Origin of the sequence: Halorubrum aidingense JCM 13560, assembly GCF_000336995.1 — an archaeon.
Lineage (GTDB): Archaea > Halobacteriota > Halobacteria > Halobacteriales > Haloferacaceae > Halorubrum > Halorubrum aidingense.
The window spans coordinates 63,815-89,376 of record NZ_AOJI01000002.1; the positions used below are offsets into that span (position 1 = coordinate 63,815).

A 25,562-nucleotide genomic window follows, 5' to 3' on the forward strand; every position below is an offset into this window, starting at 1 on the left:
GTTATGACACATTCGGCATTTCGTAATACGACCCGTGACGACGGCAGATCGCCGGAAAACGTTACTCAGTTCCCTCCGGAAAATCGAAATCGTCACCCGCGAGCCACCACCCATAGAGGCGCTCTTGCTCTCGGTTGTTCGGATGTTTCTTCGACCGCTCGTACGTTTTCCCCTTGAGTATTTGCCGCTCGACTTTGTTCGCGGCCAGTCTGAGCGCGTGCGAGGACCCGTATCCCTCCCCGTCGGCGGTGAAATAGCCGCGGTCGGTCACCAGTCGAATCCGCGCGAGCACCAGCGGCATCCCCCGAGATTGTTCTTTGTGTTCCTGTAGCTCGATGCTGGTTTTGATCACGCTCATGTCCGCGTATTTCGACGTCATATTCTCGATCAGCGCGGCAACGCTATCGTAGTCCATCTCGTCGAGCAGGTCGAGCCCGAACACCTGCACCGCATTCCGATCCTCCTGTTCCCAGGTGAGCGCTTCGAGGACGTCCGTTTTCGTGAGCACGCCGATCGGGTCATCGCGCTCGTCTCCGAGAACCACCACCGATGATATCTCCCGCTCGAACATCGTTTCGACGACCTCGTCGAGGGGCGCGCTTCGTCGGACCGTGACGACGACGTCGGACATCAGGTTTCGCACCGGCAGATCGAGCATGCGATCGGAATCCCCCCCACGCGCTCCGAGGCCACCGTGTCGCTCACCGCCGTGACGGCCTCCGAAGTCCCCCGGTGAGCCGCCTTGGCTCTTGGTCCCGCCCCGCGTCGTGAAATCGACGATGTCGTACAGGCTCACCATGCCGATGGCTTCGCCGTCATCGACGACCGGGAGGTGCGCGATTCGACCTTCTCGGAGCATATTGAGCGCCTTGCCGATCGTCGTGTCGGGGGTCGCGCTGATCACCTTCTCCGTGTACGCGTCCGCGACCGTTGCGGCACCGAGGAAGGATTGAACCGCCTCGAGGACGCCGTCACCGGTTACGACACCGACCACGCGATCATCGTCCAACACGGGGAGGGTTTTGGCGCCGCTGCCGATCATGAGGCGGGCGACCTCTCGGACGTCTTCGGTCCGATCGACGGTCGGAACGTGCTGTACCCGCGACCCGACTTTCGCCGACGGCTGGTTGGACGACGAGGCCAACTGCCGTCGGCTAACGACGCCGCGATACTCGTCACCGTCCGTTACGACGACGGCGTCCAGTTCCTGATTTTCGAACGCCCCGGCGACTTTCGAAAGCGGAGTCCCGATATCGAACTCGGTGAACTTCGGCGAGAGGATCTCAGAGATGTTCATGTGCGATCCAGAACGGGAGATCGGACAGTAATGTGGGACCTATTGGTACCGAGGGTTCGATTTCGTCTCGCTCGGTAGCGCCGCACGCGTTCGCTGTGATCGCATCTATGGTCCGTCTCGATAGCGATCCAGTATGTCGTGATTTCGCTTCCGCGCTCGTCGCTGTTTTCGGCTTCTGAGCCGGTAACGCGGCGTTATCGTGGTTCTGAGAAATACTACCTCCATAACAAAGCCGTTCAGGGATCCAGTCCAGAACGCGATGGCACGAATGCACGTAACCGAAGACGACGAGGGAAAGAACGTGGTTGACTCCAGTGGGAAGAAGATCGGGATCGTCACCGAGGTCAGAAGCGGTACAGCGTACGTGAACGCGGATCCCGGAATCACGGACACGATCCGTTCCAAACTCGGCTGGGGCGACGCCGACGAGGACGACTATGCCCTGGAGAAAGGCCGCATCGACACGATCTCTGACGACGAGATCCGACTCAAGAAGAACCTGTAACTCCGCGCTTCGCGTCTCTGTTCGCTGCGGATTTTTGCGGCCGCCGCGGCCACGCTCCGCTCGCGTTCCGGGCGGGCCGACGTACTCGCGGCCAGTCGCTGTCGGGCGGTACCGTTTGCTCTCCTTCATCTCACCAACCGACCGGCGGGCTAGTCTGACGAGCCGACTGCTAGCTCGACGACCTCCGAGACGGAACCGGTGCTCGTCCGGCGGCGCGAACGCGACAGTCGACGTTGCGGTCGGCCAGCCGTCGTCGGCCGGGCCGGACGGGAGTGACAGTCAGTCCACACGTTTCGGGCCCTACCAGCCGGTAGGGATTTATATAGGGACGAATTACCGGAAGTAGTTCTTCGTTTCGCGATCGAAACGGGTGGACACCCGGGCAATGACCGAGCACCAGTATACAGACGAGCGGGGGGCGGCTGACCCGACAGCACACGCAGAGAGCGACCGACCACTGGACCGCGTAGTCCGGGACGACTCGCGGCTCGACGACCCGCGAGTCGACGATACCTATCTCCGAGTCGTTCCCAGCATCGAGCGGGGCGGGACCGTCGTGCTGGTCGGCGTCACGCATGACCACCCGGCGAGCCAGGCGCGGGCGCGGCGGGTGGTCGCGGGAGTCGCGCCGGCGGTCGTGGCCCTGGAACTGTCCCCGCTCGTGATACCGCTTTACCGCCAGTACGCCAGTGAGCGCGACGGACGCACGGGCGGTGCGTACGACGGCGGCGAGATGGCCGCGGCGCTGGCGGCCAGCGGCGACGGGCGAGTCGTGGGAATCGACGCCCCCAACTGGGCGTACGGGCGGCGGCTCGTCGCGGCGCTTCGCGCACGGGAGACGGATCGCGAGGCGGCCGTCTCCGCCGTCCGGAACACCCTCTCGGTCTCGAGACACACCGTCACCTGTGCCGTGAGTGCAGCGGTCCGCGCGGTGACGCCTTGGGCTCCGAGCGTCGAGACGGCGGCCGCCCACGACAGCTCCGTCACCGATCCGCCCGCGGCACAAGCCGCTGACGAGGCCCGGCAGCTGTCTCGGAGTCGCGCACTGCTGGGGGCGCTGAAGCTGCCGCCGGGACAGGAGCTCGTCGACGAGCTCCGCGAGGCGAGCATGGCGTCGCGGATCGAGTCGCTGCGGACCGAGGGGTCCGTCGTCGCCGTGGTCGGGCACGCTCACCTCGATCCGATTCGCGATCGGTTGGCTGGCGAGGGGAGCGAGTGAACGACGGGCCGACACCCTGCGTTCGGTATCTTCGGACTACTTTGGGTGCGGGCTCTCGACGCCGACCTCGCACGGGCAGTGAACGACCGCGGATCCAACACCGTTTCCGATCGGTTTCGTCCGAATCTCAACTGTTCTCCGAACAGAGTCGATCCTCCTGCGTGGATACTCCGAGGAAACTGCGCTACGGGATGGTCGGGAGCGGAGGGCGAGGCACCTCGTCGTCGGCCGTCATGGTCTTCGCCCCCCAGATTGCGACGATCGCTCCGGCGAGCACGAACCAAAGCGTGTAGTACGGGATGTCCGGCACCACGATGGTTTCGGCGGTGAAATTCACCCATCCGTGCAGCACGATGATGCCGAGGATGCTGCGCTCGGTGTTGTTGTAGATCCACGTGAACGCGACGGAGAGCGCGACGATCCCGGTCATGAATAGCCAGAAGCCCGTGGTCGCGAACCCGACCGCGTCGTGCTGGAACGACCCGTCGATAAAGAACAGCGGGAGATGCCAGATCGCCCAGACAACGCCGAGAATCAAGCTCGCGCTTAACGCCGACCATTTCAGCTGTAGTCGGTCAAGCGCGTACCCTCGCCATCCCAACTCTTCGAGGATCGGGGGCAGGGTCGCGAAGAACAACGCCGGGAGAATTGCGAGGGGGTTCACGCCGAATTCGGTGACGCCCTCACCCCACGCCGGCCCGGGTCCCCCGAGGAGTAGGTCCGCGACGCCAGCAAGAACGCCGATACCCAGGGGTACCAGCAGAATCACCACGAACCATCGGAGCCCAACGCGTCGGAGATTGACGACGCGGTTCCAGAAGTCACTCCGTCCGCGTTCGTCGTAGACGAGGTAGACGAACACGACCCCGACCACGCCGGGGACGGCGAGGCCGACAAGGAGCAACACGAACCCGACGGCGCTGTCGAACCTCACGCCGAGGGCGATCGCAGCCAGCCAGAAGATCCACGTTCCACCCACTGCAACGACGAGGTACGCCCACCAACTGCCGACACCGTCACCGGACGTCTCGACACCGCCCTTTGAACGCGTGTGCGACGTCGATTCAGCCATTTGTCAACATATGCACGACGAGACCATAACCTTGCAGGTGGGTCTTCTCGGCCGGAACGAGGAACCAGTACAGCGATCTGCTCGCTATTCGCACGCACACCGACTGGCATCCGCGAACGACCACCGCCTCAGCGGCCTTCGAATACTGTCTGATCGCCCGCGGAATCCGATGTCGATCGGGCTCGATCTGCCGTTCCAAATCGGATATACAAGCTCTATCTAGGGCCAGAGCGAGACGCAGCACCCATCGAGAGTCCGATAGCCCCCCTACTGTAACTGTCTAGAGAACGTAGACGAAGGCCATGAGCCACGCACAACAACTCCACGAACTCCTCGAAGAGGGCAGCGAACTCAACATCGTCTGTCACAACAACCCCGACCCGGACTGTCTCGCGAGCGCGCTCGCGTTGGGGCGAATCGCGGCCGCGGCCGGCATCGACGAGCGGCAGATTCTCTACAGCGGCGACATTTCTCACCAGCAGAACCGGGCGTTCGTGAATCTGCTCGACATCGATCTCCGTCCGTTCGAACCCGCAGCCGTCCAGAACCGGCAGCCGGACTCGTTACTTGCGTTCGTCGATCACTCCGTCCCGAGCGAGAACAACACGGTTCCCCCCGACACGGCTGTCGATATCGTGATCGACCATCACCCCGCGGAAGCCATCACCGCTCGGTTCGTCGATCACCGTGAGGAACTGGGCGCAGCGGCGACGATTCTCACGGAGTACGTGCGTGAACTCGACGTCGAACTGGAGACGGATCTCGCGACGGCGCTCCTGTTTGCTATCCGATCGGATACCCTCGATTTCCTCCGGGGAGCGACCCACGGGGAGTACGAGGCCGCGGGGCATCTCCACGAGCACGCGGATCAGGAGATGCTCCGGAAGCTCTCGACGCCGTCTGTGTCTGGGGGAACCCTCGACGCGATCTCGACCGCGATCGACAATCGAATGATAACCCAAGCGGTGCTCATCTCTCACGTCGGTCGGACGACCGAGCGGGACGCGCTCCCCCAAGCGGTCGATTACCTCGTGCGATTGGAAGGCGTTCAAACCGCCATCGTGTTCGGCCTCGTCGACGACGCGATCCACATCAGCGCTCGGTCACCGGACGCGCGCGTGAACGCCGGGACGGTGCTACACGAGGCGTTCAAAGACGTTGGCAGCGGCGGCGGCCACCACGACGTTGCGGGTGGAGAAATCCCGCTCGGCATTTTCGCCGATTACACATCCGACGACGCCCAGTTGCTCGATATCGTCGAAGAGACTATTACCGCACGCCTTGTCGCAGAACTCAACCTATCCGACGAGAAAGGAGAGTGAGCCGACTGCGAGACGCCTCCGAGCACGACAGTCACTGTGTCAAACTGTCGATCCTCATCCTATGACGACCGTCCTGCAAACCGTGTTCCTCGTCTTCTTCGCAGGGATCTTCGGGACACTCTTGCTCGGGGTGCTGTCTCGGGACGTCCAAGCGGTCGTGAACGGGATCGCGTCCGTTGCCGCGGCTGCCCTGCCGACTCTCACCGAGGTAGCGATCGCGTTCAGAAGCGGGGCCGACGTCGCATTCGATCCCGCGCTCTCCGCGTGGATCGCCGTTGCGGGGTTTCTTCACATGCTAGGGATGTTGAGGTGGTACGACACCGTTTCGTGGTGGGACCACGTCACACACACCGTCTCCGCCGCTCTCCTCGCGGCGCTCGTCTACGCGAGCCTCCAGACCCCCTCCGCACTCGGATCGCAGGTCACAGACGGCTATGCAGCCCTGTTCACCGTTCTGTTCACGCTCGGCGCCGGTGTCTGTTGGGAGTTCGTGGAACTGGCCGCCCGCGAACTCGGTGAGCACATCGATACACCGCCGGTGCTCGAGCACTACGGATTCCGTGACACGGTTCTCGACATGGCGTTCAACGGAATCGGTGCCATCGTCGTCGTCGCGTTCGACGTTCGCATATTCGTATCGGTCGTCGCGGAGATCCCGCGGGTTACCGAAACGGCGATCATCGCGAGTACCGTCCTGATGTTCGTTGGCGCACTCACCCTCGGATTTGCGCTTGAGCTGGTCCACCGCACCGCGACAGATACTGAGTGATCGCTTCTCACTCGGCTTTCGGGGCTCCTGGGTTCTGTTGAAATCCCCTGTATGTCACGCCGGGGCGACGCGCCACGTGGTCGCACCGGTGTATGACCACTTTTCGATCTCAATATCCTGTATCGAGTCTTGAAGCTGGACGATCAACGCGCCGATCTCCTTCGGGGAGAGCCCGACGTCGTCGGCGATGAACTTCGCTTTGAAATACGTCTCGCCGTCGGCTGCTTCGGCTCGGAGGAACTCGGCGAGTCGGTCGGCCTTCGACGACGTAGCTTGTGCGGCCGGCTGCGTGGCGTGGTTCGTCGCGCTCATGCGTGAATCGCGGAGCGGTTGTGGTTGTGACCGACGACGACACACGCGATATGGAGGGCGATGAGCGCGAGGGGACTCCATCCCTGCTCGAACCCCATCATCCCGTACGCGGCGGGCACGTACGCGATCGGCAACAGGATCGCCGCCCAGAACGCGACTGCACGAACGCTTGCAACCGCTCGGCTCCAACACGCGCTCGATAAGCTGGTGCCGATCTGTATCGGCGCCCGGATCGATGAAGAGGACATTTTACTTGACATCGGGGTACACTCGTCTTACTTCTCGTATGGATGGCCAACAGTATATAAGGGCCAGAGCGTTGGCACAAATTCAGCCGGATTACCGATCTCTCCGGTCATTTTACGATCGTTCACCGCCCACGCGTGACTGTTCAAAACCACGTCAGATACAATTTAAACCTTTATAACGCATTTTGGGGCGTTTTAGAGACTTCGAGATGACTCGCAATTCGGTTGTCTATTGGGGCACGGGGAGGATGTCAACCGGTGGTCTCAGTTCGGTCTTCCGGTGATCGAGTGTACCACAGGGCCCACAGAATCAACACGCCTTGGAGTGGGAGCCGGCCCCAACGGACGAACTCGGAGGGGTCGCCACCACCCGGCATCCCTTCGATCACGATCCCGTGAGTCGCCATATAGACGTTGGCTGGAAAGATCGCGAGGAGCAACGCCACCGTCGCCCACGCTGCATGCTGTCGAGTTCGGGGAATCAGCAGGCCGATTCCAACCGCGATTTCGGCAAGTCCAGACAGATACACGAGTGCAAGCGGTGCCGGGAAGATCGGGGGTACGATCTGGACATACAACTCCGGTACGATGAAATGTAACACGCCGGCGACGACAAACGCCGGACCAAGCACGTACAGCAACGGTTGCTTGAGCCGATCTAGAATCTCGCTCATCATCACTGGCTACTTCTCAGAGAACCGAAATAGTTGCGCTCTCACAGAACTCTCCTCAACGGATGACTTCTCAATTACATGTCGGTGTGATCGGACTGTGTCCGCGTTTGCTGCTGTCCACTCTTCGACATTTGTTACCCAACAGATCTAGGGCTACTCTCGATGTGTTGATTATATGACTCTCTCATATGTGGGAACACGGAAAGACGCAGTAGGAGGGGCTGTTGGTGTTTTTCTTCATCGAGCAGAATCTTGACGAGAGCGGCTGTCAAACACCACCTCAAACACCCGGCTCTCACCGGCGATCTGACTTTTCGGTAGTTCCACACGTGAGTGATCATTTATACAATCTCTTCAAGCCAGTCGAACTGGGCCGCGAGTTCCTGTCGCCGTTGGCGTTTGATGACCGTTGAATCGAGTACGTCCCCGACGATCGCAATATCAAGCGCGAACTCCGTCGTCGCGACTACCTCACTCCCGTTGGGAATCGGTGTGACGGTGTACGCCGTCCGCATCTCCTCGAAGATACCGTCGCGCTGCTCGTAGGCGAGGTCGGCGTCGGGCCGGTCAACGAGCGTGAGTGTGAGTTCGATAGTCGCGATCCCCACCTCGTTTGCGACGCGAACCGTTTCGCCGTCTACGTGAACCTCGTCGAAGCCTGACGCCCGCATGAACTGCTCGAGTTCGCTCATCGATTCGCGGACGACAGTCGGTGGTGCGTCGATCGTTCGCGACAGCGTTACCGAATTCATGGGTCACTGTTTTCTTCGGACAACGACCGAGGCTCTTGTACTGGATTGGTGCGCATACGATAATTCGTTCCTCGGTTCCGTCTCGGTTGAGGGATGTCCCGAACACGTTCGTCTGAGGGACCATCCCTCTTCGGGACCGTACTCGATCTGAGAGATGGTTACTGAAATCGACCTCCGGAACTCCTCGCCTCACGAGTTTCAAGACCGGATCGACGACGCGCTCGACGAGACGGAGACAGATGTCGAAGTTCTCGTCGTCGCCGATCGAGATATCGACGCTCATCTGATCCACTACCAGATCGAACGGGACTGTGCCCTCGACTGGGACCACGAGGATCCTGACGCGGAACCCCGTGCGGTGCGGGTGTCCAAACAGGGACCACTCGGTGACGATGAGTTGGGGACGTTCGACGTGCGTGACCTGATCCCGCAGCGGCGACACGAGGTGCTGCTCGACGCGTTCAACCGCCTCGGATCCGGCGAGGGGTTCGTGCTGGTCAACGACCACGATCCGAAGCCGCTCTACTACGAACTTCGATCGATGCACGGCGACGTCATCGAGTGGGAGTACGCGAGTCGCGGATCGGGTGAATGGCGCGTCGAGATCGTGAAGACCGACGCCTCGATAGCCGACAACGAGGGCGTGACCACGCGATACGACGTCCGAGAGATCCCGAAACAGGACCGTCACGAGACGATCCACCACCGATACGGCATGATACCCGACGGCGGGACGATGGAGATCATCGCCCCGCACGAGCCGCGGCCGCTCCGTCGCGAGTTTCGGGAGCAATACGGTGACGCGTTCGACTGGGAGGTAGTGGAAACAGAGCCCGGCCGCTGTCGGGTACAGATCACAAAGGCTGAGCGAAGCGAACCCACACCTACCGGTGCGGATCCCGCGTCCGCGACGTCTGGCGATGACGGGGGGTTCGCGGAAGCGTCCGACGAGATACCAGAGAGTACGGCGGAGCTCGACGTCCGCGACCTCCCACCCGCTCAGCGCCACGAGAAGATCTTCGAGGCGTACGCGAACCTCGACGACGGAGAGGGAGTTACCCTCGTGAACGACCACGACCCGAAGCCGCTGTATCACCAGTTCGACGCCGAGGCTGGCCCGGAGTTCCACTGGGAGTACCGCAAGCGTGAGCCCGGCGAGTTCAGGGTACTGATCGGGAAAGCCGAAACGCACGGCACTGACACGACTGTCTCGGAGGATCCGAACCCACCGTTCTGACGAGACGATTTCGGAGACAGACGGATTCGGACGTTCAGAACGGAGCGTCCGTCGATCCGCGACCCGGCCCCTCGTTTTTCATCGATCGGTCCCTTGAATTCGACCCGATCTCAGCATCGTCCTCGGGGTCGGCGGTCACGTCTCCCGTCTCGAGGTACGTCTCCTCGAGGTCGGCGAGCTGTTCGTTAATCGCCTCGCTCTGGTGATGCATGGGTGCCGCGCGGACGCGGACGAGGTCGTACTCGTGTCGCTCCGAGAGCCCGTTCCACGCCCGGAACGACCCGATCGTCAGCGTGTGGGTCTGTGGACAGAACGGGGTCGTCGGCGTGAACTCCGCGCGGAGCACGCGGTCGATGTCTTCCGATTCGACGGCGTCGTCGGCGTCGTCGGCGTCGTCGCGTTCGACGGCGTAGCGGTAGCCGGCACTCGTGTGACGGGTGTCGAGGTTTAGTCGAGCGAGGTTGTAGTTGAACGTCATATCGTACACCTTCCGGTCCTCGAAACAGTCCCGAGTGAGACGGTGAAACGCGACGTGGTCCGCCCCGGTGAGCAGGTCGTGAGGCTCGAGGAACTCGCCCGGTCTCGGGACGTGGTCCGAAACGAACTCGTCGTACTCGTCGAACAAGTCGCTCTCATCGGACCCGAACGGCGACGGAAAGCTGGGCATACGCACTCGTTCGAGATCGAGCGGGGTACCCCTACTCCCGCACATGTTCGTGTTTGGTGGCTCGTCGCGCGGGAACTGACCGCCCTCTCGGACGGTCGGTCCGTCGACCTCGTGAGCTCGGACCAGTCGTCACTCCTCGTTCGCCTCGCCGGGAGCCCGGGCGGGACGCGGCGAGAGCGACCCCAACACGATCCGATCGATCGAGTGAGGGCTGTGACGGACCAACACGAGCACCATGTTGGACACGAACGCCACGACGCCGACGCCAACTAGCAGTCCGCCGAGGAGCGCCGGCGTTCCAGTGACTTCCAACAGGTTCGCGCCGACGATCAGTGCGCTTCCGCCTCCGAGGAGTATGCCGTCGATCGCGGCGAGCCGGTCGTCGTAGAGGTCGTCGATCATCGGGACGTCCGCTAACCCCAGCAGATCGCTGTATCGGTTGACCCAGATGACGAAGGGAATGATGTGGTAGAGCGTCCCCACGACGACGAACCCGATCGCTCCCAACAACAGCAGGTGGCCGGCGTTCGCCGCGCCGAGCAGCTGCTCACGCGTCAACGGGTCGGATATCCACGCGGGCACTGTGACGGCGATCCACACTGCGAGCGCGCCGATCGCCACGATGTACCGCGTGTGCATCGGGGTCCGTTCGACCCGCATCTCGTACAGTTTGCGTGCCAGGATGAGACAGACCGCCGACGCGGCGAACAGGATCAACAGACCGCCGACCCGCGCAACGGGAGCATGAGCCACGAGCCGACCGACCGCGAGCGCGACCACGCCGGTGGGATGCGCGATCTCCTCGATGGATCGAAGCCGGTGGTCGATTCCGCGTAGTTCCGTCTGCGTGAACATCGTCCCGAGCTGATACAGCGCGCCGTACACCGTCGTGAGCACGGCACCGAACACCGCGAGGGTCGCGTGGGCGCCCACCACTCCGGACCGGCCGACGCCGACCCGTGAAAACGTCGGAACCGTGAAGTCGATCGCGAGGAGGACGCCGAGAACGGTCAACAGGAGAAAGAAGCCGAGCGCACCGAGGAAGTGCCGTTCGGTGACATCGTACTTCTCGACCGTGCCGAGCGTTCGAATGATGTTGTACGCGAAGACCCAGAAGCCGGCGAGCATGAGCGTCGCGAACGGGATCAGCCACGTCGTCTCGATCCGAATAAACGCGACGACAAACCCGGAGAGTCCGGCGACGACCAACCCCAACTGCAGATTCGCAAGTCGCCGTGAGTGGAGGGTTGCCCCCGACCAGACGGGCACGAACTGCGTCATCGCACCCATGATCGTGATACAGAACCATCCGGCTAACAGGAGATGGATGTGAGCGAGCCGTCCCAGTCCCGGAACGGCGTTCAGGTGTAAGCCGATCCCGAGTCCGATTCCCGCGACGAGGAAGGCGAGCCCGACGACGAAGTGTCGTAACGGGACCGTCATCGGCGGCTGTTGGTCCGTCTCGATGTTACCCGGAATCGCGCCCATGGGGCCGGGTACGGTCTCCGCACACCTGACCGTACCACCGAAGATGTTCCCCTTCCGCCGGCGGTGGTCGTTCTTACTGTGGGAGAACTCAACGATATGTCGACGAGCGCGGGCCGGACCCACTGGATTCGACACCCGGCACAACCGCGTTCGGGAATAGCGACTCTAGGGTCGCGGATCGAACGTCTGCAGATCGAACGTCTCCGGATCGAACGCCTGCGAGTGCTCGCCGACGAGACGTCGAACACGTGCACTGCGACCCCACCAACTGGAGTTGAACAGTGCCCGTCGCAGGCACGGAGTGTTGAAGACCGTCCACGGATGCGTCCCCGAATACGTTCGGGGGAACACGCACCTCCTCGTCGACGCTTGAACAGATATGGTCACTGAGCGAAACGAGACCGATCGACGCCTGGACGTCCGAGAGATCGACGGCGAACCGTTCGGAGACATCATGGCCGAGCTCGAAGCGCTCCCCGACGACGAGACGCTGCTGTTGATCAACAGCTTCGAGCCGGAGCCGTTGTATCAGGTCCTCGAAGAGCGCGGCTTCCAGTACGAAACGAGGTCTGACGGGTCCGACGTGTGGTATATCGAGATTCGGCACGAGTGACCTGGTTCGGTGTGCCTGTCGATTCCCAACGTGTCCGTTTCAGTTTACGATCGCCGTTTGGATAGGAATAGAGTACGCCGTCGTGTGCCGTACAGACGTGCGTATCGGTGCCGGATTCTCCGAACGTGTGCTCGACGGGATGACCCTCCTCGCTGACGGTCTCGCTCTCGAAGTCGCCGTCGGAGTTCGACACGTTGTGGCCACTGCCTTCGCCCATCCACTCCCGTCGCTCCCGTCCCCGCCGTCACCGCCGTCCCCGCCGTCATCGCCGTCATCGCCGCTGCTACAGCCGGCGAGCGCGTCAGTTGTCCGGGTCTGCCCAGATCGCCGTAACCACGCCGTCGTCGGTCTCGACGGTGTCGTACACGTAGCCACGGTCCGCGAGCTTCGGGAACAGGAACTGCGGAGTCCGGTCGTTATATTGAATGAGGACGGTCTCATCCGGCAGGTCCGCGAGCAGTTCGAGCGTTTGGCGAAGCGGCTCCGGCGGACCGAGACCGGCGACATCGAGCGTTTCGACCGACCAGTTAGTCGGTGCGGCGGTCTCTTCCAGGACTGATGTCTTCTGTGGCATAGTTGGGATCAGCGCTCCGCGCGCCTCGTCAGTTATCCCGAACGTGTTCGGTCCCGTCGTTGCGTGCCACCCGCTCGTCGCGATGCCCGTCAATTGGGGTCGCGGAGCGCGTCGACGTTCCCCCACTCTCCGCCATCGCGGGCGAGGTCGAAGTGCCCCTCGTGGGCGTCGAGCCCGCCGATGGCACCCGGGCCGGCGTTGAGGTGTTGTCGCTGCACCCCACCGCGACGTCGACGCCGTCACCAAGCCCGTCCGGGCGCTCGGATGGCCGGGGCGGTTCGACGCATATATCGCCGTCCGGCGGAGAGTTCCTCGTGAATGAGTCGCTATCGGACAGCCGGCCGTTTCTTGCTGCTGTGTGCGGTCTGGGGGACGGCGTTCATGGCGACGGACGTCGGCCTCGCGGATCTCCCCGCGGTGCCGTTCGCGGCCGTGCGATTCGACGTCGCCGCCGCGCTGCTGTTCGCCGCCGTTCTCGCGTCCGGCACTGAGTTCCGCCCCCGGACTCGGGACGACTATGTCTACGTGCTCGTCGGCGGCGCGCTCATCATCGGCGCCCACCACGCGTTCCTCTTCGCCGGCCAGCGGTACGTCACGGGCGGCGTCGCCGCCGTTCTGTTGGGTCTCATCCCCGTCGTGACGCCCGCGCTCACGCGTCTCGCCTCCACCGACGCGGAGTTCACCGCCGACCTCGCGCTCGGCGTCGCGCTCGGGTTCGTTGGCGTCGTCGTCATCGCCGACCCCGACCCCGCGAATATCGCGGACAGCGTCCTCGGTGTGTCGCTCGTGCTCGCGTCCGCGCTCGCGTTCGCCGTCGCCGCGGTCATCACCCACAGCCGTTCGCCGTCGATGCCGTTCCTCTCCACGCAGGCGTGGATGATGGCCGTCGGCGCGGTCGTCCTCCACGTCGCCGTGCTCGCGCTCCCCGGTCAGTCGTTCGCGGCGGCCACGTGGACGCCGTCCGCGCTCGGCGCGCTCGCGTACCTCTCCGCGGTCGCCGGCGTCGGTGGCTTCCTGCTGTACTTCACGCTGCTGGACGACCTCGGCCCAATCGAGATGAGCTTCATCGAGTACGTGATTCCCGTCTTCGCGGCGCTGGCGGGGTGGCTCGTGCTCGGGCAGGAAGTGACGCCCGCGACCGTCGTCGGGTTCGCGTTCATCCTCGCGGGGTTCGTCGCCGCGAAGTGGCGGGCGCTGCGTCGGACATTGTAGCGCGTGGGTATCAGAATCGCCCTCCCTACTCGCTCGCGAACGGCGTACCGCTTCGCCAGCACTGGGAAGCGACACGTCGTGAACCCCGCTGTCTAGCCGCCGCGTTCCTCGTCGGCTTCGGGGTGGTCTGCGAGTTCTCGCAAGCACTCGTGGGTCGTGATGTCGCCGTCGGTCTCTGGGAGACCCAAATTCGTCGCGTCCGAGCGGGCGAGCCGAACGGTTCGAGTACGCTCTCTCGGCCCGTTCGGACCGGAAAGTCGCGCCGTCCGCCTGGTTCCCCGCTGCGAACTCGAATCGCACCTCGGAGACGGATTCGAAACGAAATTCTCGGCGGCGCGAGGTCTCCAGTGGAAACGCATCACTTTCGACTCAATAGACATCCGTTCCGCTCCGCATGTCTGCGTGTGGTCTTGCGATTATCGGGGCGGTTTGCAGGTGCGATCGCTCCGGCTGTTTTCGCGAACCCCTCTATTTCCTCTCGACCGGGGCGCCGCCGACAGCGCTCGGCTCGATACCTAAAAGGGTGAATTGGGGATGTGTTCGTGCCGACCGGGCTTCGTAGAACGACTCCCGCCGAGACGTACGTGCGGTCGCTTCTCGACGAACCTAGTCGGCCGTCACCGAATCCGGGGGCTGCTTAGGCGGCAGCAGTAAGCAGACGGCGTTTCCCTCGGAATCCCGCGATTCGAACAACACCTCCCCGCCGAGCGATTCGACGCACCACCTCATCACGAACAGGCCGATTCCGGAGCCGTGGGACGTGCTCGTGGTGACGGTCGGCGAAAACAGCGCGGCGATCTCCTCGGGCGGGATCGGTGAGTTCGAATCTTCGATGCGGATCTCCGTGCGACCGGTGTTGGGCGACGGGCCGACCGTTATCTCGACGACCGGCGCCTCGTCGTTGCTGTGGACGATCGCGTTCTCGACGGCGTGTGCGAGCGCGTACTCGAACGCCTCGTTGATGTCGATCCACATCCGCTCCCGTTTGCTGACCCGGATATCCGCGTCGGGGTGTTCGGCGCCGATCCGGTTCGCGACGTCCCGCACGGCGCTCGCGGCGGAAACCCGGGCGAGGTTCGCCTGCGAGTCGGTTACTGCGTGCTCGATCTGTTTCACGGACGTCGCGAGGTTACCGAGCTTCTCGCCTCTGGACTGAATGGTCGAGATGACCTCTTCGGACGGTTCGCTCTCGGGGCCGTTCATCGCCTGCTCCGCGCATCCGATGATGATTGCGGCCTCGTTCCGGAGGTTGTGTCGAAGGACGCGCCAGAACAGCTCCGCTCGATGATGGGTGTCGTAGTGACGCGTGATGTCCCGTACCTCGACGTGGACACAGCGGTCCGCCGTCGGGCGCTGTCGCGAAATGAACACCTGGATCCAGATGAGTTCGCCGTCTGCTCGTTTGGCCCGCCACATGAACTGTTGCGGGCTTCCGGTGGCGGCCGCGGAGAGTCGATCGTGGAACTCGGACTCGGTGTGTGGGTACGTGTTCGCCGTGTATTCGGCCACGGAGAGCTCACGCAGTTGGTCTGGAGTGTAGCCGAGGATTTCCTCCAATCGCGCGTTCGCGTCGAGAATGGTCCCGGAGACGGCGTCGTAGATCGCCACACCGGTATGGAGCGTATCGAGTACCGGTGACAGCGTCTCGCATTCCGGCGAGGACATACAGGCAGGAATTTTATCGAGACACGGTTTTCGTTGCTATGAGTGATATATATCGCTCCGTACGGATCAAGGGCCGACCACGCGTTCTCTGACCAACGGATACTTACTGTCCTATCAAATCGGATATGTTACGATCGTCTATTTCCCACGGCCGCGTCCGGACCGCATGCGGACCGCATCCGGGCCGCGTCATAGTCGGGGTATTTTAACACAAAAATAACAATTAACAGACCGATGAAGGCTCGTCTTCGCCGAGTGGAAACGGGGACAACGGATCGGTCACGACGAGTATATATCCCACCAGTTGGTTTCTGACGCGTCCGTTCACCTATTATAAGCGTTCAAGCGGTGGTCAGCGAATATCCCGAACGAGTCACAGATGACCAGGGACACCAACTGGACGCCGACGAATGACGAGACGACAGGACGGAACTCGGTGGGGACCGCGTTTACCGGTCTGGTACATCAGGTCGACAGGCGGTCGTCGGGTCCCGACCGGGTCACGGTGTTTCCTGTTGACGCGACCGACGACGAGCGGCTGTCGGCGTGGGTAACGGTGAACGTCGACTCCGTCATCAAGCCCGAATGCTTCCGATAACCTCTCGGATGCACCGCGACCGCGGCGGACGAGACGGTCGGAAGGCCGGACGCTGTCGGCTCGGATCGGTCCCGATGCGCCGGTCGACGCCGACTCGGATGGTTCGGCCGACGCCGATTCCGACGCCTCTGCCGGTACCGGACGAAGCCGAGGTGGTCTCCCGGTGGGTATGAAACGACGGGAACTCCTCGTCACCGCATTGGAACGAGTCGCACTCGGTGCCGTCGTTTCTTCGGTGGTCGAACTGTCCGATCTGTGGTCTGCGGCGCTGTCTCTTTCTGCAAGCGAGCCGACGCGGCCGACACCCATCGACGCGGAAGGTGCGGTCTCTCGAGAACGGACCGCGGACGGCTACGCGATGACGTACGAGTGGACGGACCGGCCCGGGCGAGAGTGGCGTCTGGAGCTCCCGCTCGAGCGGTCCGCGTACAGAGAGGCGGCCGACGAGCCACACGGATACTTGAGTGGCTTCGAAGCGGCGAAGGCGAGTGTTCACGCCAAGCGGCTCACAGAGTTGCTCACCGACGCGAGTCCGACGAACGAGCGTGCTCGGCGGCCGCTCCCCGAGGCGGCCCGTCTCGAAAGGGCGATCGGACTCGTCCACTCGCTCGAATACGTGACGGACGCGGAATCGACGGGAGCGCCAGAGTACATCCGAACCGTCGAGGAGACGCTCGTCGACGGCTGCGGTGACTGCGAGGACCTCACGTATCTGCTGATCGGGATGCTCTCGCAGCCGACGTTCGGCTACCGGACCGCGATGGTGATCCTCCCCGGTCACATGCTCGCGGGCGTTCACAGAGACGACCTCCCGGCGGCGTACGCCGACGCGCCGACCCTTCCGGGAGGGACGTACGTCGCGATAGAGTGCGCCACGTCTCGACCGATCGGCGACTTCCAAGACGAGCCCGTGTTGGCGGTGTACGGCGACGGCGTCGAGTACATCGACCAGTCGGCGATCGCCGACACGGGCGGGGAGTTCCTCCGAGACCCGGCGCAGTTTCAGACGATCGCCGACGTGTCGGCGAGACACCCGAACTGACCGGGGTACAGGTACTGAATACAGCCGATTTCAACAGAGCCGCCTCAATGGATCTCCGAAATCAACTCGGCTACTTTCGATAACGAGAGTGGGTCTATATCCACGCACCTACCCTCGGCGGTATAGAAGATCCCTGTAGTCACGTCTCGGTCAGGGAACCAGTCATTCAGCACGTGATAGTACACGCTGAGTTGCTTCCGATACTCATCCTCGGCGTGTCGCCCGAGGTCCGTTTTGAAGTCGATGATCTCGACGGTGTCGGGACGGATGTGAACGAGGTCGACGATCCCCGAGATGGTGACCCGTTCGCCGTCGACAGTGAGCGGGAGATAGGCGTCCTCCTCGACTCGGAGTTCTCCGTCGAGAGAGTCCAGGAACGACTTGACGTGACGCTCGTGGTCGTTCGAGGGTTCGACGTCTCCCTCCAGTACGTACCGCTCGGCGAATTCGTGGGTCTTCGTTCCGAACGCGGTCCCTCTTCCGTCGTCGACCTCCTCGAAGACGTCGTCGCGCATGAGGGTGTGCGGCGAGTGTCCGACCGGGCCGTCCGGCGTCGGCACGGAAATCTGCAAGTGCCCCTGCGTCGTCTCGCTGCTGTCGCCTTCTCGAACGTCGGGCTCCAGGTCCTCGATGTCGACCGGGAGCGCTTCGATGAACGCGTTCGGGCTCTCGCCGGCGGCGAACACGAGGTGGCTCTCGGCCCGCGTCATCGCGACGTAGAGCAAGCGTCGCTCTTCGTCGTATCCACGCGGCAGACACTTCCGGAGGACGTCACTCCGCCAGTTGTCGTGAACGTGTGGATAGCCGTGATCGTCGGCGTAGAGCTTTCGCTGGCGTAGTCCGATCGGATCGTCGAACGTGATCGCGTTACCGTTCCCGCCCGACGGTGGGAAGCGATGGGAGTTCATGTTCGCGAGCACGACGATGGGATGTTCGAGTCCCTTGGCCGCGTGGATGGTCTGGACCGTCACCGAATTCATACCGGCGCTCGCGTGGACCTCGTGAGTGCTTCCGTCCTCGATGCCCCGTTCGACAAACCTGATGAGGTCACCTCGTGTCAGCGTCGTCGCGCTGTGGACGGACTGAATCGTCGTCAGCAGTACGTCGGCGTCGGCCCCGTCGTAGTCGTATTGAGAGAACACGCGCCGGGCAACCCCGCCGACGGTCTCCAGGGCCGCAAGCTCCGACTTGAACGCCTGCATGTTGGCGGGGTACTCCTCGCTATCGAGCACGTGTTCGACCTCGTCGAGCGTGTAGCCCGCTTCCTCAAGCACGACTGCCCACCCTCGCTCCGCGTCGGATTCGAGGATGCGCAGCCACGCCAGGAGAAGCTTCGCCGGGTCAGACCGGAACAACTCGATGCCTCCGTCGTACGCCATCGGCAACCCATACGTCTCGGCGACAGAGAGGAGCTCTCGGCCGAAGTCACGAGTCCGGGTGAGGACGGCGATGTCACCGTACTCTGGTAGCCGAAGGTCGCCGTCCTCCTCGACCTGATACGCGTCGTTCCCGACGATCTCCTGAATCTTGGTCAGAACGGCCTCGTGTTCGTCTTCGTGTTGAATCGCCTCTATCTGAGAGTGCTCGCACGCGGCGTTCGAAGAGAGCGACACAATTCTATCTCGGACGGTCGCCTCGTCGACGTCGTCTGTGCTCGCCGCGGGCGTCACCAGGCTGTGCTCGGAGAAATCGAGGATGGCCTGTGTCGAGCGGTAGTTCTCGACGAGTTCGATATCGATGATCGGGCGGGTCGCCCACGACACTCGCTCGTGATCGCCGTTGAGTTCGTCGACGAACCGATCCAGGCGGGACTCGAACTCGGTGATGTTCTCGACGGCCGCGTACTGGAACGAGTAGATGCTCTGTTTCCAGTCGCCGACGACACAGACGTTGTTCGTGTCCGCGAGCAGGAGTGCGAGTTTGAACTGGATCTCGCTGGAGTCCTGGAACTCGTCGATCATCACGTACTCGAACGCGACGTCGTCGCGGAGTCGATGGTCGTCACAGAGCAGGACGAACGCAAATAGCTGAAGAAAGCTGAAGTTGAGGTAGTTCCGACTGAGCGCGAACGCGAGGTACTCGTGGTAGACGTCGTGAACGAAGTTCTTGAGGTCCGCTCGCCGTTCGTCAAACGCGAGTCGTGCGACTGCCGCAGGAACCTGCTTTTCACCCCATCCGCCGCGAATCTCGTCCTCCTCGGGTGCGTCTGGGAGGTAGCACGTGTCGTTCCCGTAGCCCCCGAGCTTCGAGCGCAGCTCGGACTGCTTGTTCCCGTCGTTACGGGGCTGGTTCAGCTCGTCGAAGACCTCTCGAAACGCGTCGAAGTCGCCGTCAAGATGCCGCTCGCCGTTCCGGTACCAGCCGTCGGCTGTCGGAAAGACACCTTTCGCCGCGAGCTGATTGAGCAACCCGAGGAGTTCGACCGGTTCTGTGACGGCCCGGAAGAAGTCGTCGTACTCGGGGTGGTCGTCGCTGAAGCGACGGATGAACTCGCGGAACTGCGACTTCTCGACGTTTTCGTCTTCGAGGACACGCGTGGACCCCGTGATGCGGTCGTCGATGCCGAGGAGCGTCGGTGCCTCGAAGCCGTGCTCCATGAGGATGTCGTGACAGAGGCTGTGGAACGTCTGGATCGGTGCGTCCGAGAGTTCGCGCATCCCGTAGTCACAGTGGGCGACGATTCGGTCCTTCATCTCCGTCGCCGCGTTGTTGGTGAACGTCACGAGGAGGACGTCCTCGGGTTCGACGTCGTCTTGGTCGACGATTTCGGCGTAGCGACGGGTGACGGTGAACGTCTTTCCGGTCCCTGCGCCGGCGTCGACGACGTGGATGCCCCGTTTGCTGTCGATCAGGTCTTGCTGTTGGTCGTTTGATGCAGTCATCGTGACTCACCTTCCAGGATGCAATCGCGGTTGTCCACGTACCGATAGTTGGGGTCACCGCCGAGTCCCTGAACCGGGAAGCGCTCGTCACCCGCACGACGAGTGTTCAACTCCGACAGGCGCTCTCGGACGAACTGCTCGAATGTGTCCACGTCGCCGGTGAAATAGTTCTGATTGCGGATCCGAAGGAGGTGTCTCAGTGCCTGCTTACAGCCCTTCGTTACGTACTTGTAGTCTCCAACACGCTCCTTCAGCTGCTCCGTCAAGAGGCGGGCAAACGTGGATTTCAAGAGTTCGTCTTTGTCTCTCGTCTCCGGGAACTCGTGTACGTCCAAGAACTCCAGGTACTCTTCGTACGCCACCTTGGAGAAGGTCTTGTTACAGTCGTTCGCGGCGTCTTCCTGCAGTTCGGTGAACGTGTCTCGTCTCGCGATGTATCCCTCGTACGTAACGGGATAATACGTCACCGTCGTGAGGCAGTCCTCGAGAGACCCATCCCCAGTCACCACATCGTCGAGCGTCTCGAGGAAGTGGAAGAACGTGAACTGCAGTTCTTGGTCCGGGCGCTCGGTCCGCTGGTGCGCGAGATACAGCAACGCCTGGAAGTTCGGTTTGTCACCCGGTGGATCAAGCGCCGAATGTTTGACGATCGAGTATGCAGACTTCTTTGCGCCGCTCTTGTAATCGAGGAGTCGGGTTGGGCTGTGAACGAGGTCGATCTTGCCCTTCAACCCGAGATCGGCGTTCTCGAACCAACGTTCGGTGTGCGACGCATCGACGGGGCGGTCGTAATACGCAGCGAAGAAGTTCTCTCCCCAGCCACTGTTCGGCGTGGTCAGGCCATCACCTTTCGGCGGGTTTGCCTCGAGGAATTCGACGATAGTCTGGAGACCGACGCGGTACTTGGTGCGTCGGACCTCCCGATCGACGCTGCGGAGGAACGGGTCGACTTCGTCGAGAATGACTGCGGCTACGTCGTCGAGCGTATCAGACGTGACGGCGTCCGGATGCGAGACGTAGAACTCCGCGAAGTCGTGGAACAGGTTTCCTTCCCGAAAGTGGTCCTTGTCCGGGTTGTCGACGAGTCGGCTGAAGAAGTAATCGCGGGGTGAGTTGACGTAGGTGTTCAGGCTCGACTGGCTGAGTGCGGTGACGTCCTCGGGGGAGACATCGAGTGGTTCTGTTTCGAACCCGTCCCGTGTCGTTCGAGGCGCCCGCGAGTGTCGCAGTGAGTCCAAGTCGCTGAATCGATCGAACTCCTCGTCGAACAGTTCCTCGAAGTATAGGCACGGAGTGACGGGCGTTCCACCGGCGGTGTCCTGCACGAGATAGTACTGGTCGACGCCGTTCTGTAAGAGGAGTTGGAACTGCCGGATGTTCCGCTCGAACTCCTGATCTCGATCGACCCACGGGCGACGAGGCGACGACTGTGTCCACCCTTCGTCGAGGCCGAGATAGAACACGACGGCGCGGTCGACGTGCGCAGCCGATTTCGCATCTGCCAAGAGGACACCTTCGTTCTCCCGATCCACGGGCACTTCGTACGACTGTAGATAGAACTCGAGACGGTCAACTGCCGGTTCGGTGACGGCGTCGTCGAGGAGGCCGAGCGTCGCGAGTTCCGCTCTGAAGGCGTCGATAGAGGCGTCCGTGACTGCTTCGTATTCGTCGATGGCTTCCTCGAACGTGCAGGAACGGATCTCCTCGCGGAACTCGAGGAGCCAGTCTACTTCCGGGCGGTTGAGGTCGTAGAGACGCTTCTCGTCGTGCTCGATGTCGACGGGCATCCCGAGCTGGGTGAGGAGCGGCCGAACGTCGCCTACTCGCGTATCCCGGCCAGCGTGGGCGCTTCGAAGGAGCTGTAAGAATGCGCGGTGACGGGCATCGTCGGTGAACCCCGGACCACCGTAGTACGGAATATTGGCAGCTTCCAGCGCCGACTCGATGAGCGAGGAATACTGACTCGCTGCGTCGAGGACGACGGCCACGTCGTCGGCGTTCTCCGGTGTGACCGTATCGAGGACGACATCGACGATTGCGGCGGGTGAGTCGAGAATTCGGAAGGGTGGATGATCGAACGACTCCTCGGTGAACGGGTCGATTGTCTCGTAGTCTGGCGGAAGGATCGAGCGTTCGAGTTCGGTGAGCTGCTCGAACCCGACGACCGCGACCGATGTGTCGGCTTCGATGCTGTACTCGGTGAGACGGGTAGACGTCGTGTCCATCTCGGCGATGCAGTCGACGGCGGTGTGCGTTGCCGTCGTCGCGAACTGCTCGTAGTCGAGAACGGCCTCGGCCGTCCCTTGGTACTCCCAGCATTGGAGGATGTTCCCGACCGCATAGGCCGCCTCCTTCCAGTTGAGATCAGTCGTCTCGACGATTTCGAGGAACGCGAGTCGATCCTCGGCCTGTTCTCGGCGTCGGGCAGCCAGGCGCCGTGGCGTGATCGCGAACGGCCCGTAGTGAGGTTGGTCGAGGCGTCGGTTTAGAACACTCGCCATCGGCGCATCCGGCACGAGCACAAGGTCGAAATCCTTGCATTCCTCGTAGAGAGAATCGATAGACTTCGCTCGTGTAATTGACACGGACTAGCGAACTCTGGTGAGTTTCAAAAATGTGTCGTCGGGAAGTCTAATCAGCAGTTCGGGAAGAGTTCCATTGGCGGATCAAGAAGGGGATCAACAAACGAGATAAAGATGATAACTAGCGTGATTATTGCGGTTCGCCTGCGAACATATTCGTAGCCACCGTGACTGAACCGGCCATCAGTAGGGGCAAAAGACAGAATTAGAACTCTCACCCCTGATTTTCTATATAGCGATATTCAATTTATGAACTCGTCTATTGCTGTGATGATGCTTTCTGGGGCTTCTATGCTCCGAATTCTACCGATCCGATAGATCCGACGTGTGCTCCTGATTATTCTGATAATCACGACCAGTTTGAAGTACCCCGACGCCGTCGGTGAAGCACGAATGCTGGAACCGCCTCACGAGGACGCTTCTCCGGGGTAGAGCCACCGAGACCGGGCTCCGAGTTTGCTCTGGCTACTCCCCGCTGAAATCGGGGACGATGGCGAAGAAGCCTATTCGATATAGAACTAATCACCTCAACCTATATTAAGACAAAGGCCGAACGATGTTGTATGACCGAAGATGAATCGAACTCCGAGGGCCTGATCGAACGCCAGACCACGGGTGAAGACCGCGTGCGGATGGTTGCTCGGCAGCTGTCGGAGCCACAGACGGCTAACTGGATCGCCTCCGAGGCAGGCTGGTCACACGAACCAACTAAGCGCGTCCTCGAGCGACTCGTCGGCGACGGCATCCTCCGCCGTGACGAAAGCGGTACTCACACGACGTATTGCCCTGACTACCGCCGCCAAGCGATGCAGGAGGCGATGCGCCTCCGAGATGGCGGACACACTGTCGAGGAGCTTACCGACCGGCTCGCCAATATGAAGGCACAGATTCGCGACTGGGAGGACGAATTCGGCGTTGAATCACCGAATCAGCTTCGTGGGACGCTCGCTGACGAGTCCCTTGACGGTGACGAGGAAGACCGTCGTCGTGAGATTGCTCGCGAGTGGGAACACCTTCAACGGCGCATCCAGATTGTCGGCTTCGCCATCCGCGAGTGGGACTTCCTCGCTCCGACGACGGAGCCTGCCGAGGCCAGCAGCTAACGGATGTCGGTCCCGCATCCAGGTGGTGATCCGAACGCGAACCTCTACGCCCAGCTAAAGCGAGACGTCCTTGACCGCGTGCCACAGATCGCGGCCGTCGAGTTCGTTCCAGACGATATCGAGGCAAAACGGCTGCGGGCGACTTTCGATCCGGCCCGTCTGGATCCCCCAACGGGCCCTGATTCGCCGGAACTGACCGTCAAGTGGTATCGACAGGAGCCACACGATTGGTTCCGTATCAACTACACCGACCCGAACACGGGCTTTCACGCTGGCTGGCACCAGGACGAGGACCATCCCGATCTCGGACGGACGCATTTCCAGTACTCAGTCGCCAATACGGGGGACCGCTGGGGGATCACGTTCGAACACGAGACTCCCTCCCTGACCCTCTGGGAAATAGTCGAGTCGCTCCTTACGGACGTCCGTCCGACCTACCAGTACGCGACCGAGGAACCATGACACCCCGAGAACGCACCGATCAGTCGCTCGAGAGCTCCTTCGAGCGCTATCTCCAGGACAAGGGGAAGGGCCGCGGCGGCGACGGCGGGAACTACCGACGCAACGCCGCTCGCGAGCTCGAGCGGTTCGCCGAGTGGGCCGCCGGCGACCGCGGCAGCGACGACTGGACCGGAATCGTTCCCGACGATATCGACCGCGATCCCGCCTTTGCGGACCTCGACGAACGCGTCTTCCGGGAGTACGCCCGCCACCTCGCCGGTGATCGCGGGCTCAAACAGAACACTGTACAAACCTATTACCGCTATATCTCTGCGTGGTGCGGCTGGTGCGTCAACGAGGGGTACCTCGGAGCGCATTACGCCCAGCGGGCGAGTGCGATGGCGCCGCTTCCCGAGGACGACGGCCGAAAACCCGGCGATCAGCAGGCCTGGACGCCCGAACAGCGTCACGCGCTCACCCGCCACGTCGACGAACGGGCCCGCGACGCCATCGAGACGTACACGACACTCCCGGAAGACGCCGACCTCCTCGACAGGCAGCGAGCACGATACGCGGCTCTCAAGGCGGCTCGTGACCGCGCGCTCGCGTTCGTCCTCGCGTACACCGCCGTCCGGGTCGGCGAACTCCTTCGAGATCCGAACGATCCGCGCCGGCGCGGCGTCCGCTGGGAGGAGATCTCGCTTGCCGACGGCAGCATGGACGTCTACCGGAAGAAACAGCAGTGGGACGCCGCGAGTCTCCCCGAGCCGGTGATCGCTCCGATCCGGAGCTACCGCGAGCTACTGGATCCGCCGACGGAACGGTGGCCGGTGTTTCCCACGTTCGACCAGCGGACGCTCGCGGGACTCGTGCGGGACGAGTTGGCCGATCGAGGGACGCGGCCGGATGCGATCGACGAGCTGCGCGAGGGGTACGCTCGCGATCTCCTGGTGGCACTCGCCGAGGACGTTCGGCCGCCGTCGATCACGACGGACGGCGCGCGATCGATCCTCCAGCGGCTCTCTGAGGCCGCAGAAATCGATATCGACCATCCGAAACACGAGTATCTCGCCCCCCACGGCGGTCGACGGGGGATGGGTGAGGTCCTCGTCAGAGCGTTCGGATACACCGTTGCAGCCCGCTATCTCGACAACTCCGAGGAGATGGTCCGAGAGCGGTACTCACACATCGAGGCCGGCGAGCTCGGCGACGTCGCCACCGAAGCGCTCTCAGAGATCGACGGGTAGCTGGACGCGGGTACCGAGCGAGCAACGGGACCCGTTCGCTA

Annotated in this window: 25 protein-coding genes; 12 read left to right on the forward strand and 13 right to left on the reverse strand. The window is 62.4% G+C overall.

Annotation, left to right across the window (positions count from 1 at the left end):
- Positions 1-61 precede the first annotated feature (61 nt).
- Positions 62-1,297 (reverse strand): CBS domain-containing protein, encoded by a 1,236-nt coding sequence (locus tag C461_RS00315; protein ID WP_007997595.1) that lies wholly within the window; start codon positions 1,295-1,297, stop codon positions 62-64.
- A 259-nt stretch (positions 1,298-1,556) separates the two neighbouring features.
- Here C461_RS00315 and C461_RS00320 point away from each other — a divergent pair, with 259 nt between their 5' ends.
- Together C461_RS00320 and C461_RS00325 are read left to right on the forward strand one after the other, a co-directional pair.
- Positions 1,557-1,802 (forward strand): hypothetical protein, encoded by a 246-nt coding sequence (locus C461_RS00320; RefSeq protein ID WP_049906126.1) that lies wholly within the window; start codon positions 1,557-1,559, stop codon positions 1,800-1,802.
- 385 nt (positions 1,803-2,187) lie between these two features.
- Positions 2,188-3,021, forward strand: coding sequence for a hypothetical protein (locus tag C461_RS00325; RefSeq protein ID WP_007997597.1), 834 nt, complete (start codon positions 2,188-2,190; stop codon positions 3,019-3,021).
- Between the two features lie 184 nt (positions 3,022-3,205).
- Here C461_RS00325 and C461_RS00330 read toward each other — a convergent pair whose 3' ends face one another.
- Positions 3,206-4,093 (reverse strand): CPBP family intramembrane glutamic endopeptidase, encoded by an 888-nt coding sequence (locus C461_RS00330; RefSeq protein ID WP_080506223.1) that lies wholly within the window; start codon positions 4,091-4,093, stop codon positions 3,206-3,208.
- A 302-nt stretch (positions 4,094-4,395) separates the two neighbouring features.
- Here C461_RS00330 and C461_RS00335 point away from each other — a divergent pair, with 302 nt between their 5' ends.
- Both C461_RS00335 and C461_RS00340 read left to right on the forward strand, forming a co-directional pair.
- Positions 4,396-5,415 carry a DHH family phosphoesterase gene (locus C461_RS00335; RefSeq protein ID WP_007997601.1) on the forward strand — a complete coding sequence of 340 codons (1,020 nt, stop codon included), beginning with the start codon at positions 4,396-4,398 and terminating at the stop codon, positions 5,413-5,415.
- Positions 5,416-5,476: 61 nt separating this feature from the next.
- Entirely contained in the window at positions 5,477-6,184 is a 708-nt protein-coding gene (locus tag C461_RS00340) for a hypothetical protein (protein WP_007997602.1), read from the forward strand.
- Positions 6,185-6,238: 54 nt separating this feature from the next.
- On the opposite strand, the gene C461_RS00345 is transcribed toward C461_RS00340, so the two are convergent.
- The 4 genes from C461_RS00345 to C461_RS00360 form a co-directional block, all read right to left on the reverse strand.
- Positions 6,239-6,496 (reverse strand): DUF7123 family protein, encoded by a 258-nt coding sequence (locus C461_RS00345; protein WP_007997604.1) that lies wholly within the window; start codon positions 6,494-6,496, stop codon positions 6,239-6,241.
- The gene (locus C461_RS00350) at positions 6,493-6,744 is read right to left on the reverse strand and encodes a hypothetical protein (RefSeq protein WP_239639069.1); all 252 of its coding nucleotides are present in this window, start codon (positions 6,742-6,744) and stop codon (positions 6,493-6,495) included. The genes C461_RS00345 and C461_RS00350 overlap by 4 nt, the downstream gene beginning before the upstream one ends.
- Before the next feature lie 251 nt (positions 6,745-6,995).
- A complete protein-coding gene (locus C461_RS00355) occupies positions 6,996-7,421 on the reverse strand; it encodes a DoxX family protein (RefSeq protein WP_007997606.1) in 426 nt (141 codons plus the stop codon).
- A 338-nt stretch (positions 7,422-7,759) separates the two neighbouring features.
- Positions 7,760-8,170 carry an SRPBCC family protein gene (locus tag C461_RS00360; RefSeq protein ID WP_007997607.1) on the reverse strand — a complete coding sequence of 137 codons (411 nt, stop codon included), beginning with the start codon at positions 8,168-8,170 and terminating at the stop codon, positions 7,760-7,762.
- A 154-nt stretch (positions 8,171-8,324) separates the two neighbouring features.
- Between C461_RS00360 and C461_RS00365 the strand changes: the two genes are divergently transcribed.
- On the forward strand, positions 8,325-9,407 hold the full coding sequence (locus tag C461_RS00365; RefSeq protein ID WP_007997608.1) for a DUF2249 domain-containing protein: 1,083 nt from the start codon (positions 8,325-8,327) through the stop codon (positions 9,405-9,407).
- A gap of 34 nt (positions 9,408-9,441) precedes the next feature.
- On the opposite strand, the gene C461_RS00370 is transcribed toward C461_RS00365, so the two are convergent.
- On the reverse strand, positions 9,442-10,074 hold the full coding sequence (locus C461_RS00370; RefSeq protein WP_007997609.1) for a hypothetical protein: 633 nt from the start codon (positions 10,072-10,074) through the stop codon (positions 9,442-9,444).
- A 129-nt stretch (positions 10,075-10,203) separates the two neighbouring features.
- Positions 10,204-11,562, reverse strand: a complete 1,359-nt coding sequence (locus tag C461_RS00375; protein ID WP_049906129.1) for a hypothetical protein — start codon at positions 11,560-11,562, stop codon at positions 10,204-10,206.
- Positions 11,563-11,941: 379 nt separating this feature from the next.
- On the opposite strand from C461_RS00375, the gene C461_RS00380 reads away from it, so the two are divergent.
- On the forward strand, positions 11,942-12,175 hold the full coding sequence (locus tag C461_RS00380; RefSeq protein WP_007997610.1) for a DUF2249 domain-containing protein: 234 nt from the start codon (positions 11,942-11,944) through the stop codon (positions 12,173-12,175).
- Between the two features lie 301 nt (positions 12,176-12,476).
- Here C461_RS00380 and C461_RS00385 read toward each other — a convergent pair whose 3' ends face one another.
- Together C461_RS00385 and C461_RS16140 are read right to left on the reverse strand one after the other, a co-directional pair.
- The gene (locus C461_RS00385; protein WP_049906131.1) at positions 12,477-12,749 is read right to left on the reverse strand and encodes a DUF2249 domain-containing protein; all 273 of its coding nucleotides are present in this window, start codon (positions 12,747-12,749) and stop codon (positions 12,477-12,479) included.
- Positions 12,750-12,838: 89 nt separating this feature from the next.
- Positions 12,839-12,967, reverse strand: a complete 129-nt coding sequence (locus C461_RS16140) for a hypothetical protein (RefSeq protein ID WP_275039102.1) — start codon at positions 12,965-12,967, stop codon at positions 12,839-12,841.
- A 100-nt stretch (positions 12,968-13,067) separates the two neighbouring features.
- Between C461_RS16140 and C461_RS00390 the strand changes: the two genes are divergently transcribed.
- Positions 13,068-13,961: a DMT family transporter gene (locus C461_RS00390; RefSeq protein WP_049906132.1), complete on the forward strand. Its 894-nt coding sequence runs from the start codon at positions 13,068-13,070 to the stop codon at positions 13,959-13,961.
- Positions 13,962-14,567: 606 nt separating this feature from the next.
- Here C461_RS00390 and C461_RS00395 read toward each other — a convergent pair.
- Positions 14,568-15,626 carry a PAS domain-containing sensor histidine kinase gene (locus C461_RS00395; protein WP_049906133.1) on the reverse strand — a complete coding sequence of 353 codons (1,059 nt, stop codon included), beginning with the start codon at positions 15,624-15,626 and terminating at the stop codon, positions 14,568-14,570.
- A 379-nt stretch (positions 15,627-16,005) separates the two neighbouring features.
- Here C461_RS00395 and C461_RS16320 point away from each other — a divergent pair, with 379 nt between their 5' ends.
- Together C461_RS16320 and C461_RS00405 are read left to right on the forward strand one after the other, a co-directional pair.
- Positions 16,006-16,224, forward strand: coding sequence for a DUF7511 domain-containing protein (locus C461_RS16320; RefSeq protein WP_007997616.1), 219 nt, complete (start codon positions 16,006-16,008; stop codon positions 16,222-16,224).
- Positions 16,225-16,393: 169 nt separating this feature from the next.
- Positions 16,394-17,266, forward strand: a complete 873-nt coding sequence (locus C461_RS00405; RefSeq protein WP_007997618.1) for a hypothetical protein — start codon at positions 16,394-16,396, stop codon at positions 17,264-17,266.
- Between the two features lie 44 nt (positions 17,267-17,310).
- Here the strand turns inward: C461_RS00405 and C461_RS00410 are convergent, their stop codons facing one another.
- Positions 17,311-20,148, reverse strand: coding sequence for a UvrD-helicase domain-containing protein (locus C461_RS00410; RefSeq protein WP_007997619.1), 2,838 nt, complete (start codon positions 20,146-20,148; stop codon positions 17,311-17,313).
- A complete protein-coding gene (locus C461_RS00415; protein WP_007997621.1) occupies positions 20,145-22,733 on the reverse strand; it encodes a PD-(D/E)XK nuclease family protein in 2,589 nt (862 codons plus the stop codon). Before C461_RS00415 ends, C461_RS00410 begins: the two co-directional genes overlap by 4 nt.
- Before the next feature lie 560 nt (positions 22,734-23,293).
- Between C461_RS00415 and C461_RS00420 the strand changes: the two genes are divergently transcribed.
- From C461_RS00420 to C461_RS00430, 3 genes are read left to right on the forward strand one after another with little or no spacing between them, the layout of a single operon-like run.
- Positions 23,294-23,833: a DUF7342 family protein gene (locus tag C461_RS00420; RefSeq protein ID WP_007997623.1), complete on the forward strand. Its 540-nt coding sequence runs from the start codon at positions 23,294-23,296 to the stop codon at positions 23,831-23,833.
- Between the two features lie 3 nt (positions 23,834-23,836).
- On the forward strand, positions 23,837-24,295 hold the full coding sequence (locus C461_RS00425) for a hypothetical protein (protein ID WP_007997625.1): 459 nt from the start codon (positions 23,837-23,839) through the stop codon (positions 24,293-24,295).
- A complete protein-coding gene (locus C461_RS00430) occupies positions 24,292-25,521 on the forward strand; it encodes a phage integrase SAM-like domain-containing protein (RefSeq protein ID WP_007997626.1) in 1,230 nt (409 codons plus the stop codon). Before C461_RS00425 ends, C461_RS00430 begins: the two co-directional genes overlap by 4 nt.
- The last annotated feature ends 41 nt before the right edge of the window (positions 25,522-25,562 follow it).